At 72.0% G+C, this 16,598-nt stretch carries 8 protein-coding genes and 1 pseudogene; 5 read left to right on the forward strand and 4 right to left on the reverse strand.

Annotated features, from left to right (window positions below):
• Nucleotides 1-101 precede the first annotated feature (101 nt).
• Nucleotides 102-1,499 (forward strand): xylulokinase, encoded by a 1,398-nt coding sequence (gene xylB, locus ACWCHM_RS15615; protein ID WP_454222893.1) that lies wholly within the window; start codon nucleotides 102-104, stop codon nucleotides 1,497-1,499.
• A 104-nt stretch (nucleotides 1,500-1,603) separates the two neighbouring features.
• Here xylB and ACWCHM_RS15620 read toward each other — a convergent pair whose 3' ends face one another.
• A complete protein-coding gene (locus ACWCHM_RS15620; protein WP_454222894.1) occupies nucleotides 1,604-2,815 on the reverse strand; it encodes a pectate lyase in 1,212 nt (403 codons plus the stop codon).
• A gap of 328 nt (nucleotides 2,816-3,143) precedes the next feature.
• Nucleotides 3,144-3,437 (reverse strand): hypothetical protein, encoded by a 294-nt coding sequence (locus tag ACWCHM_RS15625; protein WP_204960859.1) that lies wholly within the window; start codon nucleotides 3,435-3,437, stop codon nucleotides 3,144-3,146.
• A 378-nt stretch (nucleotides 3,438-3,815) separates the two neighbouring features.
• Between ACWCHM_RS15625 and ACWCHM_RS15630 the strand changes: the two genes are divergently transcribed.
• Entirely contained in the window at nucleotides 3,816-8,060 is a 4,245-nt protein-coding gene (locus tag ACWCHM_RS15630) for an FG-GAP-like repeat-containing protein (RefSeq protein ID WP_454222896.1), read from the forward strand.
• A gap of 171 nt (nucleotides 8,061-8,231) precedes the next feature.
• Here ACWCHM_RS15630 and ACWCHM_RS15635 read toward each other — a convergent pair whose 3' ends face one another.
• Nucleotides 8,232-9,200: a hypothetical protein gene (locus ACWCHM_RS15635; RefSeq protein ID WP_454222898.1), complete on the reverse strand. Its 969-nt coding sequence runs from the start codon at nucleotides 9,198-9,200 to the stop codon at nucleotides 8,232-8,234.
• A gap of 142 nt (nucleotides 9,201-9,342) precedes the next feature.
• Between ACWCHM_RS15635 and ACWCHM_RS15640 the strand changes: the two genes are divergently transcribed.
• From ACWCHM_RS15640 to ACWCHM_RS15650, 3 genes and pseudogenes are all read left to right on the forward strand, one after another.
• Nucleotides 9,343-12,486 carry a BTAD domain-containing putative transcriptional regulator gene (locus ACWCHM_RS15640; RefSeq protein ID WP_454222900.1) on the forward strand — a complete coding sequence of 1,048 codons (3,144 nt, stop codon included), beginning with the start codon at nucleotides 9,343-9,345 and terminating at the stop codon, nucleotides 12,484-12,486.
• 103 nt (nucleotides 12,487-12,589) lie between these two features.
• Nucleotides 12,590-15,280, forward strand: coding sequence for an ATP-binding protein (locus tag ACWCHM_RS15645; protein WP_454222902.1), 2,691 nt, complete (start codon nucleotides 12,590-12,592; stop codon nucleotides 15,278-15,280).
• 104 nt (nucleotides 15,281-15,384) lie between these two features.
• Nucleotides 15,385-15,579: pseudogene (locus ACWCHM_RS15650) on the forward strand (MmyB family transcriptional regulator); the annotation flags it as partial.
• A gap of 36 nt (nucleotides 15,580-15,615) precedes the next feature.
• Here ACWCHM_RS15650 and ACWCHM_RS15655 read toward each other — a convergent pair.
• Nucleotides 15,616-16,554: an NAD(P)H-binding protein gene (locus ACWCHM_RS15655; protein ID WP_454222903.1), complete on the reverse strand. Its 939-nt coding sequence runs from the start codon at nucleotides 16,552-16,554 to the stop codon at nucleotides 15,616-15,618.
• Between the last annotated feature and the right edge of the window lie 44 nt (nucleotides 16,555-16,598).

The raw sequence follows: 16,598 nt of genomic DNA on the forward strand, positions 1-16,598 counted from the left end.
GCACGACGACGGCAACAGCGACGTCGAATTATGTAAGGCCATTGAACTAATCACTCCGCTGGACGTAGAGTCGGGGCCCACCGAGCTACGGAGGCATCGCCATGGCTGGCGGGAGAACCCTCGTCGCCGGGGTCGATTCGTCGACCCAGTCGACCAAGGTCGTGGTCTGCGACGCCGAGACCGGCGAGGTGCTCCGCACGGGCCGCGCCCCGCACCCCGACGGCACCGAGGTCGATCCACGGTCGTGGTGGGCCGCCTACCAGCAGGCCAGCGCCGGCCTGCTGGACGGCGTGGCCGCGATCGGCGTCGCCGGGCAGCAGCAGGGCATGGTCTGTCTCGACGAGGCCGGCGAGGTGGTGCGGCCCGCCATCCTCTGGAACGACACCCGCTCGGCGGGCGACGCCGTCGACCTGACCGCCGAGTTCGGCGGCCCGAAGGCGTGGGCCGACGCGGTCGGGCTGGTGCCGGTGGCCAGCTTCACCGTCACCAAGCTGCGCTGGTTCGCCCGCGCCGAGCCCGACCTCGCCGACCGCACCGCCACGGTGCTGCTGCCGCACGACTGGCTCACCCACCGGCTGCGCGCGGACGGCGGCGCGCCGACCACCGACCGGGGCGAGGCGTCCGGCACCGGCTACTGGTCACCGGCCGCCAGCACCTGGCGGCACGACCTGGTACGGCTGGCCTTCGGCCGGGACGTGGCACTCCCCCGGGTCGCCGGCCCGGCCGAGGTGGTCGGGGAGACCGCCGCCGGCGCGCTGCTCTCGGCGGGCACCGGCGACACGATGGGCGGGGCGCTCGGCGTCGGTCTGCGGCCGGGTGACGTGGCGGTCTCGCTGGGCACCTCGGGGTGTGTGTACGGGCTCGGTGACGTGCCGACCGCCGACGCCAGCGGCCTGGTGGCCGGGTACGCCGATGCGACCGGCCGGTTCCTGCCACTGGTGTGCACGCTCAACGCGGCCCGGGTGCTCGTTACCGTCGCCGACCTGCTCGGCCGGTCCCTGGCCGAGCTGGACGACCTGGCGCTCGCGGCGCACCCCGGCGCGGGCGGGTTGACGCTGCTGCCGTACCTGGACGGGGAACGCACCCCCAACCTGCCGGACGCGCGCGGTGTGCTCGCCGGCCTGACCCGGGCGAACGCGTCGGCGGCGAACCTGGCGCGGGCCGCGGTGGAGGGCATGCTCGGCGGCATCGCCGACGCCCTGCACGCGCTGCGCGCCCAGGAGGTGCCGATCGACCGGGTGTTGCTGATCGGCGGCGCGGCCCGGTCCCGCGCGGTGCGGGCGGTCGCGCCGGCGCTGTTCGGCGCGCCGGTGAGCGTGCCGCGCCCCGCCGAGTACGTGGCGCTCGGCGCGGCGCGGCAGGCGGCCTGGGCGCTGTCCGGCGACGCCGAGCCGCCGCCGTGGCCGGTCGCGGCCGAGGAGATCACCGCTGCCGGCACCCCCGGGGTGTACGAGCGCTACGTCGACGTCCGCCAGCGGGCGCTGCCGCTGCTGACCTGACGGTCGCAGGCGTGCAGGCCGGCACCCGTGCACCCACCACGCCCCGGGAGGGGCACCCGCCCGGGTGGCGGGTGCCCCTCTTCGCCGCAGCGCATCCGGGGTGACTACCGGAAGATGACATCACTCCTGTTGACCTTGCAGTTGGCGTCGTTCCAGCCCTCACCGAGGTAGCTGGGTTCGCTGCCCTTGGGCACACCCTTGTACTTGCCGCAGATGGTGGCCGAGCCGATCACCACCACGCGGGTGATGGTCGCGGTGTCGTTCCAGTTGCTGTTGATGCCGGCGAGCATGTCGATGTCGTCGACCAGGACGTTGTCGATGCGCACGTGCCGGGTGTACGAGGTGGTGCAGTTGCCGCAGCCGCGGTACAGCTTGCCGGACCCCTTCAGGTAGAAGCCGGAGATGTTGACCGTGCCGTTGCCGTTGTGCTGGAAGGTCTTGTCGCTGCCGCTGCGCGCGCCGCCACCGATGACGTACGAGGTGCCGCCGTTGGTCTGCTTGAAGGTGGCGGCGTCCTCACCGATGTCGTTCCACCACACGTTGCGCAGGGTGCAGGTGCCTTCGCAGTGCACGCCGTCGCCGGCGGGCGAGCCGAGAATGACGTTCTGCAGCGTGCCGCCGTTGGCGATCTTGAACATCGGGTCCTGCGACTCGCTCTGCCCACCGTCGCCGATGCAGCAGTAGGTCTTCATCCCGCCGTCGAAGGTGCCGGAGACGTTGACCGTGCCGGAGATGCTCACCGAGCCGGCCGACGACGGCCATGCGCCGGTCGGCGTACCCGGGTTGCTGGTCGGGCTGGCCGTCGGACCGCTGGTGGGGCCAGAGGTCGGGCTGGTGGTCGGGTTCGACCCGCCGCTTGCGTACGTCTCGAACTCGGCGATCCGCGGGGTGCCGGACGCGCCGGTGATGACGAAGGAGATCTTCTTCAGCGACGTCGAGGAGAAGTTGACGGTGCCCGGGGCGCTGCTGCCGCTGGCCAGGACGGCGCCCGTGTCATAGTTCTTGAGCTGCCAGCCGCTGATCGATCCGCCGCCCGATGCCTGCACGATGACGGCCGAGGACACGGTGGTGGATCTGTCCCACTTGACCGAGACCGTGCCGGTCGAGCCGGCCGGCGACCAGTAGGTGCTGGCGTTGCCGTCGATCACGTTGCCGTAGCTGGTACCGCTGGCTTTGCTGGAGCCGTCGGCGCCGGCACCGAGGCTCAGGTTGGTGCCGGCCGAGGCGCTGGGGATCTGCAGCGCCAGGGCGACGACGGCACCTGCGACCACGGTGGCACCACCGGCCAGCCACCGCGAGGCGACTTTGCGTCTCATCTGGGTTCACCCTTTCGAGCATGAGCACGGGGACGGGAAAGCGCTTTCCATCAACCATAGGGACTGATCGATGGTGAGGCAAGGGTCACACTGTCCTCGTCAGTGCTGTCTTGCGGAAAGGGCTGTCCCCGCGTTGTCCGAGGGTGAGCACCGTTGGCAACGGCCTGCGGCCCTGTTCACAGGCGGGGTGCGGCTTCGTGGTCAACCCGTCCCGGGGCCGTCCCAGGTCGTGACCATCGAGCTCGTCATCGACTCCGCCGGGCGGCTCGACCCGCAACTGCGGGCATCCAACCGGCTGTTCCTGGACGATCCGCCCGATCGTGGCCGTTCAGCAGGTGGTGTTGCCCAGCGGGACCCAGCCGTCCAGCGACGGGTCCTCGGCGCCGTGGCCGTAGACCCAGTTGTCGTTGTCCTCGCCCCAGCCCGCGTGCGCGCGGAACCCTCGACCGGCGGTCAGGGTACGCAGGACGTAGCCGTGCGGTGCGGCCCGCAGCCAGGTGTTCTGCGTCAGGTTGCAGACGAAGCCGGGCGCGTCGCTGGCATGGGCCGGCGCGGCCACCACGGCCACGCCGGTGAGGCTGACAGCCGCGATCGTCAGTACGGACAGAAGTCGCCGTTTCACCGGGGTCCCTTCGGAGTAGTTAGCGCTCCGTCCATTGTGGCAAAGCCGCACCGGCCGGGATGGCAACGACGGTCCCCGCTTCGCTCTCGGCCTCGCGTCATCGAGTGAGGTTCGGGTTCATCGAAATCACGTTCGTTGCAGCGTAGCCTTACCGGCTCCCGGCCAACCCCGACGACGGGACCTGCGGACGGCCCGGTCGCCGTGGTCCGTTTCAACCACGGAGCCGGGCTTTGCGGGTCAGCTTGACCACCCGACGGGCGATACGCTCTCCGGCGGCAGGGAACCGCGCCGGCCCTACGCCGTCCGCCTTCCCCGCTGACGGCGCAGGAGCGCCGAGCGGGTGGCCGTCCGTGACCGGCCCGGCAGGCGGAGGCGTCCATGTCGTCGTCCCAGCATCCATCGGTATCGACCCGAACCGGCCGGCGGAACGGGTCCTCCCGTCGTAGTCTGGCGGGCGGTCTGGTCGCCGCCCTGCTGGCCGGCCTCGCCGTGACGATCGGCGGTGGCGCGCCGGCACACGCCGTCGACCCCAACGGCCTGTCGCCCTTCGTCAGCTACAACATGCAGGGCAGCGACAACGGCAACCGGTGGCGCCACCAGGTCGCCGACATGGCGGCCCGCTTCCCGGTGGTCATGATCCAGGAGGCCGGCCCGAGTCTCCCCGTTCCCTTCAACGGGGAAGTGGAGGACATAGCGATCCGACGGCCGAGCGTGCCCCGCGGCGTCCAGTACGTACAGCACTCCCGGTGGGCCCCGCAGGGCTCCTCACGCGGCCCCCTCCACCACGTCTACTTCTTCCAGACCGACCCCCAATGGATCGAACACACCAACGTGATGCTCTGGGAGGGCGGCCGGGTCAACCTCGTCACGATCACCGACCAGCCCGCCGACGACGTGATGGTCGTCGAGAACCCCCGCTTCCGGGCGGACCCTGTTACCGGCGACCCGAACGCCTACCGCTTCCGGCCGCTGCTGGGGCTCCGGTTCGGCAACGTCTGGTACTTCAACGTCCACGCGCGCGGCAGTGACGTGCAGGACCTGCTGGCCCGGGCGCGGGCCCGAATGGGGCCCGGGCAGTCTTTCGTGATGGCCGGTGACTACAACGTCAACATCATCAACCGCACCACCCAGGAGGCGCGGGACCTGAGCCTGCACCTCGAGCCGAACGAGAACCTCTTCCGCACCGGACAGTGGACCCACGTCGACTCCGGCACGGGTAGCCGGAGCGAACTCGACTTCGCGGTCAGCAACGTTCCCGGCCTGCTCTTCGTCGCCTGGTCGCCCGAAACACCGCGGTCGGACCACCGCCCGGTCTTCTACAACACGGTACCCATCCCGCCGGCACCGGTCCGGCCGATCCACGTCAACCCGGTGCTGATCCGTAGTGATCACGGCGAGTTCCTGGATCAGACCGCCAACGGCACCTTCGTCGCCTACCGGCGGCAGAACAACGAGAACCAGGTGTTCGAGCACCTGCTCGCCGAGGACTTCTGGAACGTCCTGCGCAACCGCCGCACGAAACAGTGCGTGGGCATGGCGAAGCCGCTGGAGGACCGGACTTTGAACCCGGTGCTGCCGGTGGACTGCGACGACCCGGGGGCCCGGTGGGCGATCGAGGACCCGCCGGCGGAGGGCGGCCCGGCCATGTGGCGCAACGTCTCCTACCCGGACGCCTGCCTGAGCATGCCCGAGCTCGACGGTCAGCCGATGGTCACCGAGTACTGCGACCCGGACAAGAGGCCGCAGCGGATCTGGGAGGTCACCGCCCGCATCCCCGAGAGCCAGTGGGAGACGACGGTCACCAACCAGACCATCCAGTCCGTCACCTCCGGCAGCTACCTCGACGTCTTCCGAGGGCTGTCGGGGGACGACTCCCCCGTGATCACCTATCCGCCCCGGGACGTCAGCAACCAGCGCTGGCGGCTCGAAACCGTGGACCAGGGGGACAACCTCGTCCGGCTGCGGCCCGAGCACGCCACCGAGGACTGCCTCGACGTCTACCGCAGCGACGACGACGCGCAGCCCAAGCAGGCGGTGGTCTACCGCTGCGACGACCCGGGATCCACCAACGATGGCGAGGGGCACCGCTGGCGGGTGGAGTACATCGCCGACTCCCAACCGGACGACCCGAACCTCCCGACCGAGGTGACGTTCCGCAACGAGGCCACCCACCTGTGCCTGGAGGCCTCGGACCGGGCCGAGGCCCCGGCTATCGCCGCCGTCTGCGACGACAGCCACTCCCAACGCTGGCGCATCGGTCCGCGGAGCCCGGCCCCGGGACCCGGTCCGACGACGCCGCCGGACCGTGACCCGTCGCCGCGCCCTACCCGGCTGCCGCCACGCTCCAATCCCAGCACCGACCTGCGGCTGATGCCGCTGGGCGACTCCATCACCTACGGCGTCGGCGCGGCGGGAAACAACGGGTACCGGCGCGAACTGTTCGACTCCCTGCAGTCGGTGACGACATCGCTCGACTTCGTCGGCTCCATGCGCCAGGGCGACTTCGCCGACCCCGACCACGAGGGTCACCCCGGCTGGCGGATCGACCAGATCGACAAGCTGGCGACGAGCTGTTCCATCCCGTCCTACCGCCCGAACGTGGTGACCCTGCACATCGGCACCAACGACATGCGCAGCTCCGAGGGCGCCGAGGGTGCCCCGAAGCGCCTGCGCGCGCTGATCGAGGACGTGCTCGACCAGGCCCCGGAGACCACCGTGCTGGTGGCGACCCTGATCCTGTCCAACGATCCGGCCGTCAACGCGCGGGTGCAGGACTACAACCGGCAGATCCCGGGGATCGTCGCGAACCTGCGCGCGCAGGGCAGGTACGTACGCACGGTCGACATGTCCGCCGTCACCGCGGCCGACATGACCGACAACCTCCACCCGAACGCCGCCGGGTTCGGCAAGATGGCCGCCGCGTGGCGGGCGGCGATCGTTGACGCGCTACACGAGCACTGGATCGCCCCGCCGGCCACGGTGTCCGGCACCGCCAAGGCGTGTGCCGCCGAGACGCCGTCGCCGGGCGATGGTGGCGACGACGGCTGGAACTGGGCCGGCGTGGTGGCCTCCGGCGTCGGGGCGAGCCGGGACCACGTCCGGCTGGCCGACCTGGACGGGGACGGCCGCGACGACTACCTCGTGGTCGACGCCGGCGGCCAGGTCTCGGGCTGGCTGAACGCTCCGGGACCGAACGGATGGGGCTGGAAGTACGCCGGCGTCGTCGCCTCGGGAGTGGGCGCGACACGCGACCAGGTGCGCTTCGCCGACCTCAACGGCGACCACAAGGCCGACTACCTGGTGGTCGACGACGCCGGGCGGGTCAGCGCGTGGATCAACGACTACCAGCCCGGCACCGGCTCACGCTGGATCGGGGCGGGCGTCGTCGCCACCGGTGTCGGCGCCACCCGGGACCGGGTGCGGTTCGCCGACCTGGACGGCGACGGCCGCGACGACTACCTCGTGGTCGACGACCAAGGCACGGTCACTGCCTGGCTCAACAACCGGGGCGGCACGGGGTCGGCCTGGATCGGTCAGGGACAGGTCGCCACCGCCGCCGGAGTCACCCGGGACGGGCTGGTGCTCAAGGACCTCGACGCCGACGGCCGCGACGACTACCTCTTCATCGACGACGCCGGTCGGATCAAGGCCTGGCTCAACGACTTCGCCACCCGCGTCGGCGGGTGGAAGTACCAGGGTGAGATCGCCTCCGGTGTCGGGGTGGCCCGGTCCGGGGTCGCCATGGCCGAGATCAACGGGGACGGCCGGGCCGATTACCTGACGATCCGGGAGAACGGCATGATCACCGCCTGGTTCAACGACCGGTTCAGCGGTGTCGACCGGTGGGCGTGGCAGGGAACGGTCGCGCCCGGTGCCGGCGTGCCCGGGGCCCAGGTACGGTTCGCCGACCTGGACGGGGACGCCCGCGAGGACTACCTGGTGGTGAACGAGACCGGCCGGATCGCGGCGTGGCTGAACGCCGGCCGGGACGGCGACCAGAACTGGGGCTGGGTCTACCAGGGCATCGCGGCACCCGGGGTGGGGTCGACCGGTGACCGGGTACGGCTGGCCGACATCAACGGTGACGGCCGCGTCGACTACCTGGTCGTGGACGACTCCAGCCGGGTCCGGGCCTGGCTCAACGGCGGGAAGGACGGCAACGGCCGGTGGGTCTGGAACTCCGTGGGCGAGATCGCGGCCGGGGTGGGCGTCGCCGGTTCGCAGGTGCGCTTCGCCGACGTGGACGGTGACCGCAAGGCCGACTACCTGGTGGTCGATGCCGCAGGCCGGGTTCGGGCCTGGCACAACAACCGCGGCGGCTCCGGGGCGCCCTGGGGCGATCTGGGCCTGATCGCCACCGGGGTGGGGGTCACGGATGCCGAGGTCCGCTTCGCCGACGTCAACGGTGACCGCCGCGCCGACTACCTGGCCGTCGACGATGCGGGCCGGGTGCGGGCCTGGCTGAACGATCCCGCCGGCGGGTGGACCCTCGCGGGGGAGATCGCCACCGGCATCGGTGCCTCCGGCGACCAGGTCCGCCTGGCCGACGTCAACGGTGACCGCCGCGCCGACTACCTGATCGTCGGTGCCGACAGCGCGGTCCGGGCCTGGCTGCGCCGCTAGGTGTCAGGTGGGCAGCCACCGCCGACCAGGTGCGTGCGGTGACGGACCCGGGCCGATGCCCCCGGCGGAGTGGTCCGCCCGGAGCCCGGGCACGAGTGGTGACGGAAAGGGGCGCGGTCACCGCGCGACGACGGTGGTCGTCGCGCGGTGACCGCAGGGACGGGTGCGGGATCAGGCCGCGATGGTTTGCAGGTAGGCGATTCCTCCACAGGAGAGCGTGCTGAGGTTCTTGAACCACATCGCGAGCTGACGCTGGGAGGATCCGTCACTGTTGATGCGCTGGACGTAGACCACGCGCGTGACCTCGAACTGACAGTAGGTAGGGGCACTGCCCTGGGGCGACGGGCCGATCACGTAGGCCGAGCTGACGGGATTCGCGTTGTTCCAGGTGGTGGACCAGGTGCCGCCGGGGCTCACGGTCGCCATGGAGAACTGCGACCCGATGGTGGTGGAGCCGAGCCGGACGTCGGCCTGGCAGGTGATGGTCCCGACGTTCTTGACCTCCACCCAGATCTGCCGGAGCGAGCTGCCCGGCTGCACGGTCCAGATGCGGGTCACCTGGAACTGGCAGGCCGCCGAGCTGGTGGCCCCGTTCGGGTTGAGACCGGCCACCCAGATGGTGTTCCAGGGGACGTTCCACAGGTACGTCTGGGTGCCACCCGGATTGACGCCACCGGTCGAGACCAGGGACGAACTGGTCACCGCCGCCAGTTGCACCGTCGCGCCACAGGCGATCGAGCCGACGTTCTTCAGGGTGAACTGGAACTGCCGCTCCCCACTGGACAGCTGGACGTACCGGCTGCTGATCGTCTCGAACTGGCAGGTGGCCGACGTGGTGGCGCCCGCCGGGTTGTAGCCGACCACGTAGGCGGCGTCGGCCGGGGCGTTGGTCCAGGTCCAGCCCTGAGTGCCGCCGGCCGCGACGGTGCCGGTGAACCACGCGGCGGCGGTGCCGATCCCGCCCTTCGCGGCGGGGCCCAGTCCGTTCGACGCCGCTGCGGCGGCCCGTGCGTCGCGCAGCGACGACTGGGACGACTGCGGCGGCTGCGCCGATTCGCCGGCCTGTGCGACCCCGACCGACGCGACGACCATGCCCAGCGTCGTCACCGCGAGGAGAGCCGCACGGATTCTTCGTCTCATTGAAGCTCCTTCACCTCATGTTCCGGGCCGTCCGCCCGGCTCCATCAGGCTGCGCGGCCCGGCTTGCCATCGGCTAGCCGTCCGATAGCCGCCCTGGCCGCAACGCCTAGAATCACTATCGATACGTCGATGTGGGGGCTGGATGACATGGCGCTTGCTCGGCCCGGTCGAGGCCGTGGTGCGGGGCGAGCGAGTGCCGCTGGGACGACCCCAACAACGCGCCGTACTGGCGTACCTGTTGCTCAACGCCAACGTGGTGGTGTCGGCGGAACAGCTGGCCGAGGCGCTGTGGGGCGGAGCTCTGCCCACCCGCGCACGGGCACAGGTCCAGGTCTGCGTCTCCCGGTTACGCCGGCTGACCCGCGCGGCCGGCATACCCGAGACAATCTACTCGGACTCCGGGGGATACCGGCTTGAACTGGCCGGCGACGACCTGGACGTGGCGGTCTTCGCCGGGCTTGCCGAGACCGCGCGTCGGTACGCCGACTCCGGCCGGCACGATCGGGCCACCACCCTGTTACGCCAGGCGTTGGCGTTGTGGCGTGGCCCGGCACTCGCGGGCGCGTCCGCCGCGTTCGTACCGGCCGCCGCCGCCGGCCTGCACGACAAACGGCTGGCCGCGTCCGAGGACCTGTTCGACGCCGAGTTCGCGCTCGGTAGGCACGCCGCCGCGGTGGCGCCGTTGCGCGAGCTGGTCACCGCGAACCCGTGGCACGAGGGTCTCGCCGTACGGCTGATGACAGCACTGGCCGGGTCCGGGCACCAGGCCGAGGCGCTGCGGGTGTACGAGCGGATCCGTCGCCTCCTCGCCGACGAACTGGGCATCGAGCCGGGCGCGCGGCTCGCGGAGGCCCACGTGCGGGTGCTGCGGCAACAGTTCCCGCCGGGCAGGCCCACGCCACCGGCCCCCCAGACCGGAACCGGTCAGCGGCCCGCCCAACTGCCCGCCGGCCTGGCCACATTCACCGGCCGCGGCGACGCGCTCGCCGCGCTGGACACGATGCTGAGCCGGGCCCGGGACAACGGCGCACTGGCGGTCGTCGCGGTCATCGGCACGGCCGGGGTGGGCAAGACGGCGCTGGCGGTCCGGTGGGCGCACCGGGTACGGCCCCTCTTCGACGACGGTCAGCTCTTCCTGGACCTACGCGGCTACTCGCCCGGCGTCGCGGTCGCGCCGCTGGACGCGTTGTCACGCTGCCTGCGCGCGCTCGGTGTGCCGCCCACCCAGGTGCCTGACGACGTCGACGAGGCGACGGATCTCTACCGCAGCGTGCTCGCCGACCGGCGGATGCTGATCCTGCTCGACAACGCCCGCGACACCGCACACGTCCGGCCGCTGCTGCCCGGCGGCGCCGGCTGCCTGGTGATCGTCACCAGCCGTGACCGCCTCGGTGGGCTGGCCGCCCGGCACGACGCGCAGCGGCTGTCCCTGGACGTGCTCGCGCCGCACGAGGCCACCGAGCTGTTGACCCGCGTCGTCGGCGCGGAACGGGTCGCCGCGCAGCGGGACGCCCTCGCGGAACTGGCCAGTGACTGCGCGCACCTGCCGTTGGCCCTGCGCATCGCCGCAGCGGACCTGCACGGCCGGCCCAACGAGAAGGTCAGCGGGTACCTGGCACGGCTTCGGGCGGGCGACCCGCTGACCGTGCTGACCGTCCGGGACGACGAACAGCTGGCGGTACGTTCGGCGTTCGCCGCTTCCTACCGGACGCTCCCGCCGCGACTCCAGCGGCTCTTCCGGCTGTTCGGGCTGGTGCCCGGCTGCGACGTGACAGCGGAGTCGGCCGCCGCGATGCTGCGGTGCGGGGTCGACGAGGCGGCGGACATGCTCTCCCGTATCGCCGACGCGCACCTGGCCCAGGAGCGGACGCCCGGTCATTTCGGCACCCACGACCTGCTCGGCCGGTACGTGACCGAACTGGCGAAGATCGATGACGATCAGGAGACACTCGTCGAACTGCTGTCCTGGTACCTCTTCAGCGTGTCCGCCGCAGCCGACCGGCTGTATCCGCAGGTGCTGCGCGTGCCCACCCAGCTACCCGCGCCCGCCAGCCCACCGATGCGGTTCACCACCCACGTCGACGCCCTCGCCTGGCTCGACGCGCACCGGCACAACCTCGTCGCCGTGACCCGGCACGCGGCGCACCAGGAACTGCACACCGTCGCCTGGTCGTTGGCGGACGCGCTGCGCGGATACCTGTGGCTGGGAATGCACACCACGCAGTGGTCCGAGGTCGCGAAGACCGGTCTCTGCGCCGCTCAGGCCGACCGGCACGGACAGGCCGAGGCGGCGGCCCGGCTCAGTCTCGCCGCCCTGCACTGGCGGCTGGAACGGTTCGCCGAGGCGATCGACGACTATCGGCTCGCGTTGCGCTGCGCGAACCGTTCGGGATGGCGCGACGGCGAGGCAGCCGCGCTGGGCAACCTGGGCCCGGTCCATCGGATGACCGGCCAGCCGGGTGAAGCACTGCGGGTCATGGAGCAGGCGCTGGAGTTCAACAGGCGCAACGGCCGGACCGCAGGCGTCGCCGTCAACCACAACAACCTCGGACTGGTCTGCGCCGACCTCGGACGGCTGCGCGAAGCCGCCGACCACCACCACGCGGCGCTCACCCTGGCACACCAGGGCGGGACACCCTCCAGCCGGGCGCTCATCCTGAGCAACCTGGGCGTCGTCCATCACCTTCTCGGCCGGTCCGACGAGGCGTTGCGGACGCTGACCGAGGCCCTGGAACTGCATGAGCAGACGGGCAGCCGGGGTCGTGCGACGACGCTGTGCGCGCTGGCCCGGGTGCACTGCGACCGGGGCGACCAGCCACAGGCCGCCGGTCTCGCCCGGCAGGCGCTCGACATGGCGCGTGCGCCGGTCGAGCCCCGGGTCGAAGCGCTCGCTCTGCACGTCCTGGGCGTCGTCGAGGGCAGGACCGGCACCCTGTTGGACGCCCTACGGACCGCGCGCTCGACCGCGGACCGGTACATCGAGGCTGATGTCACCGTCAGCCTCGCCGAGATCGACGAGGCTTCGGCACCGTCCTGGTGTCATGCGGCGCTGTCCATCACCCGGCAGTGCGGCTACCTGCTGCTCGAAGGCCGGGCGCTGGCCGCCCGCGCCGCGGCCGAGTACCGCTCCGGTGACGTGGCCGCCGCCCGGCGCAGCGCGCGACTGGCGGCCCGGTCGCACGCCCGGACCGGCCACCAGCCGGGCACGGAACGCATCGAGAAGCTGCTCGCCCTCCTCGCCGCGGAGTCCTCGCCGGACACCGCCTGCGGGCTCGGTCAGCAGTGAGACGAGTCCGGCGGCGACGAGGGTGCGGCCCGCGTCGGGCACATCGAGGACGAACGCGGCCTCGGGCGGCCGGGGTCGGGGCCCGCACGGCTAACCTGCCTGGGTGCGAACCACAGCTGCGCCTCGCGGCCCGCTGGTCGGCAGGGAGAACGAACTCAGACTGCTCGACGAGCTGACCGACGCCGCACGGTCGGGCCGGGGCGGGGCGCTGGTGCTGCGCGGCGAACCGGGCATCGGCAAGAGCGCGTTACTGGATCACGCCCGGGGGGCGGCGTCGGAGTGGCGGGTGCTCCTGGCGTCCGGGGCGGAGTTCGAGCGGGAGTTGCCATTCGCCGCCCTGCACCAGCTGTGCGTGCCGGTGCTGGGCCATCTCGCCGACCTGCCCGTCCGGCACGCCGACGCCCTGCGGACCGCCTTCGGGCTGACCGCAGGCACACCGGACCTGTTCCGCATCGGTCTGGCGACCCTGGAGATGCTGGCTTCCGCGGCCCGGGACCGCCCGTTGCTGTGTGTGGTCGACGATGCCCACTGGCTGGATGCGGCGTCGGCGTCGGTGCTGAGCTTCGTGGGCCGGCGGGTGTCCGCCGAGCCCGTCGCCATGCTGTTCGCGCTCCGGACGCCGACCCCGGGCGGACTCGACGAACTGCCGGTCCTGCCCGTCGGCGGCTTGAGTGACGTCGACGCGCGGGCGCTGCTCGCGGCGCACAGTCACCTGCTGATCGACGAGCAGGTGCTCGGCCGGCTCGTCGCCGAGGCGCGGGGGAACCCGTTGGCGTTGCTCGAACTGCCGAGGTCGGGTGGCTACGGCCCACCGGACACGTCGTCGGTGCCCGCCCGGATCGAGCGCGGGTTCCAGGCCCGGCTGGCGCACCTGTCCGACGAGGTCCGTCTCCTGCTGACTGTCGCGAGCGCCGATCCGACGGGCGACCCCGGCCTGTTGTGGCCCGCCGCAGGAAGGCTGGGCGTCGACGTACCGACGGCCAGCGTGGCCGCGGCCGCCACGGGACTGATCGAGTTCTCCACCCGCATCCGCTTCTGCCATCCGCTGGCCCGGTCGGCGGTCTACCGGGCCGCGCGGGCCGGCGAGCGGTACACGGCCCACCGCGTGCTGGCCGAGGTCACCAGCGCGGTCTCGGACCCGGACCGGCGCGCGTGGCACCGCGCCCAGGGCACCGCCGGTCCCGACGACGACGTGGCCGCCGAACTCGCCCGCTCGGCCCACCGTGCCCGGGCGCGGGGCGGCGTGGTCGCCGCAGCAGCCTTCCTCGAACGTGCGGGAGAGCTGTCGCAGGACGCCACCGGACGGGTCCAGCGGACGCTCGAGGCGGCACAGGCCAGGCTCGGCGCGGGTGACCCCCAGCGGGCCGCCGCACTGCTCGGCGCCGTCGAGAACGCGGTGCTCGACGAGTCGCAGCAGGCGTACGCCGATCTGCTGCGGGGGCAGGTGGCCTTCCAGAGCCACCACGACCACAACGGACCGGCGTTCATGATCCGTGCCGCGCGCCGTCTCGCGGACCTGGACCCGGACCGGTCCCGCAGGTGCCTCCTCGACGCACTCGAGATGAGCCTGCTCGTCGGCCGGGCCAGCGGCGTGATGGAGACGGTCCTGGCCGCGGCCCGCTCCTCGGTGTCGACGCCGCGCCCACCCGATGCCCTGGATCTGCTGATCCTGCTGAAGGATGAGGGGCACCGGGTCGCCGTTCCGCTGATCCGGCAGGTCCTCGACGGACCCGACAATCCGCTGTGGATCGAACGACCCGCGCTCGCCCTCATGCTCGCGGGTGAGATGTGGGACCCGCACCTACACGCGACGATCACCGGGTGGCTGACGAGGACCGGCCGCGAGTCCGGCTCGCCACTGCTTCTGCGACTCGGTCTCGCCCACACCGGCTCGCACAGCGTGTTCGCCGGCGACCTCGGCTCGGCGATGGCGGCGATCGCCGAGGAGGAGGCGATCGCCGAGGTGATCGGCGGCCCACCGCTGCCGTTCCACCGGATTCAGCTGGCCGCGATGCGCGGTCGCCGGAAGGAGGCCCTGCAACTCTTCGAGAGTTCCATGATCGCGGCGACGGCGAAGGGCAGCGGCCTCCTGGTCGCCAACATCCACTGGGCGGCGGCGGTACTGCACAACGGCCTCGCCGACCACCCGGCCGCCCTGGACGCCGCCCGGCAGGCCGTCGCCGCAGACGACCTCTTCCTGGCCAGCTTCGCACTGCCCGAACTGGTGGAGGCCGCGGTCCGTTGCGGCGAGACCGCCGTCGCCGCAACCGCCCTGGAATCGCTGACCGAACGCGCCGAAGCCAGCGGCACCGCCACGGGCCTGGGCGTCGCGGCGTTGGCCCGAGGGCTGGTGACCGGGTCCGAGGAGCAGTACCGCAACGCCGTCGAACACCTCCAGCGGAGCCCGCTGGTGCCCTACCGGGCCAGAGCCCATCTGCTGTACGGACAGTGGTTGCGGCGCGAGGGCCGCAGGCGGGAGTGCCGCCCGTATCTGCGCACCGCGCACGGCCTGCTGTCCGGGGCGGGGCTCGAAGCCTTCGCCCAGCGGGCCGCCGACGAGTTGCGGGCCACCGGCGAGCGGCCGCGCAGCCGGTCCGGTCACACGTACGACCAGCTCACCATGCAGGAGGTGCACATCGCACGGCTGGTCGCCACCGGTGCCACGTCGAACGAGGTCGCCGCCCGGCTGTTCATCAGCCCCCGCACCGTCGACGCCCACCTACGCAGTGTCTTCCGTAAGCTCGGCGTCACCTCCCGCCGGCAGCTCAGGGATCAGCCCGGCCTGGGGGCGTGACCGTCCGCCACGGGGTTCCACCGCCTTGGACCTGGCCGTGTCGCTTCCCGCCCTGACGCTGTCGGGGAGCGGCGGCTCGGGAGCCCGGCACGGTGGACGGATCGGTGTTGTCCCAATCCCGTTGTTCGCGGCAACCTGGGGTCCGGCACACCCCGGCGGAACGGGCGTGGTTCGAGCAGTCCCTCGTCGCCGGCCTGCGGACCACCACCGGCCGGTACCCGGACGATCCTGACGCCGCGACGTTGATCGAACGGCTGAACCGCACTCCGCGGTTCCGCGAACTGTGGGCGGGCCCGACGGTCGCGGCACACTGGACCTGTTGGTCACCCTCGATGTCATGGAACGGACGTAGGGTCCACGGCGAACGCCGCGGCGTGGTCGCTGACCCACTGTCGGAACGTTCGTGGGGGCGTTCCGAGGATCTCGGCCACTGTGGAGGTCCGGTACGCCGGCTGTCCCAGCGCGGCGTTCCATGCGTTCAGGAGCATGTCCACCGCCGGTCGTGCGGCCTGCGGGGTCCCGCGCCGGAACTCGTCGGGTGACAGTTCCTCGAACGCGACCGGGCGGCCCAGGACGTCACCGATGATGCCCACCTGCTCGGCCTGGCTGAGGGACTCGGGGCCGGTCAGGACGTGGTCGCCACCGACGTGTCCCTCCTCGATGAGCGTGCGCGCGACGACCGCCGCCACGTCGCGGTCGTCGACGGGTGCCGTCTCGGCCGCCCCGTACGGCCACCGGACCGGGCTGCCGGCGCGGATCGCGGTGGCCCACCAGAGCAGGGCGTTCGACGCGAACATTCCCGGTCGGACGACCGTCAGGCCGAGTCCGGTGCCGGTGATGAGCCGCTCGATCTCGGCGTGCAGCGCCGCCATCGGGTTCGGTTGCTGGAAGAACGGGTGCGGGGTGCGGTGCGGCGCGGACAGGTGGACGATCCGCTGTGCGCTGGCGGCCAGCCGGTCGACGACGGCCGCCGCAGTCCGCGGTGGGGCGGTCCAGACCAGGAAGACCGTGCTGACGGCGTGCAGCGCGGTGTCGAGGGATGCGGGCACGGTGAGGTCGCCGGTGACGACCTCGACGGTGGCGGGCAGCGTCGCCGCCGACTCGGAGCGGCGCACGAGGGCACGGACCGGCACACCCGCGTCGGTCAGCAGGTCGATCACGCATCGTCCGACCCGGCCGGTCGCCCCGGTGACGAGCACCGGCGGCCTGTCGCCGGGTGCCTTGGCGACCACGCCGTCGGCGGCGGGGGTGCGGGGGTTGTCTGCCTGCCTCATGACCCCATCGAAACGTTACCGAGTTAAAAATGCAACCCGGTAAC

The organism is Micromonospora sp. SCSIO 07396, assembly GCF_053667945.1.

What these genes read in the sequence shown, in the direction of transcription:
- xylB (WP_454222893.1), top strand. Translation starts at nt 102, where the DNA reads ATGGCTGGCGGGAGAACCCTCGTCGCCGGGGTCGATTCGTCGACCCAG.
- ACWCHM_RS15620 (WP_454222894.1), bottom strand. Translation starts at nt 2,815, where the DNA reads ATGAGACGCAAAGTCGCCTCGCGGTGGCTGGCCGGTGGTGCCACCGTG.
- ACWCHM_RS15630 (WP_454222896.1), top strand. Translation starts at nt 3,816, where the DNA reads ATGTCGTCGTCCCAGCATCCATCGGTATCGACCCGAACCGGCCGGCGG.
- ACWCHM_RS15635 (WP_454222898.1), bottom strand. Translation starts at nt 9,200, where the DNA reads ATGAGACGAAGAATCCGTGCGGCTCTCCTCGCGGTGACGACGCTGGGC.
- ACWCHM_RS15640 (WP_454222900.1), top strand. Translation starts at nt 9,343, where the DNA reads ATGACATGGCGCTTGCTCGGCCCGGTCGAGGCCGTGGTGCGGGGCGAG.
- ACWCHM_RS15655 (WP_454222903.1), bottom strand. Translation starts at nt 16,554, where the DNA reads ATGAGGCAGGCAGACAACCCCCGCACCCCCGCCGCCGACGGCGTGGTC.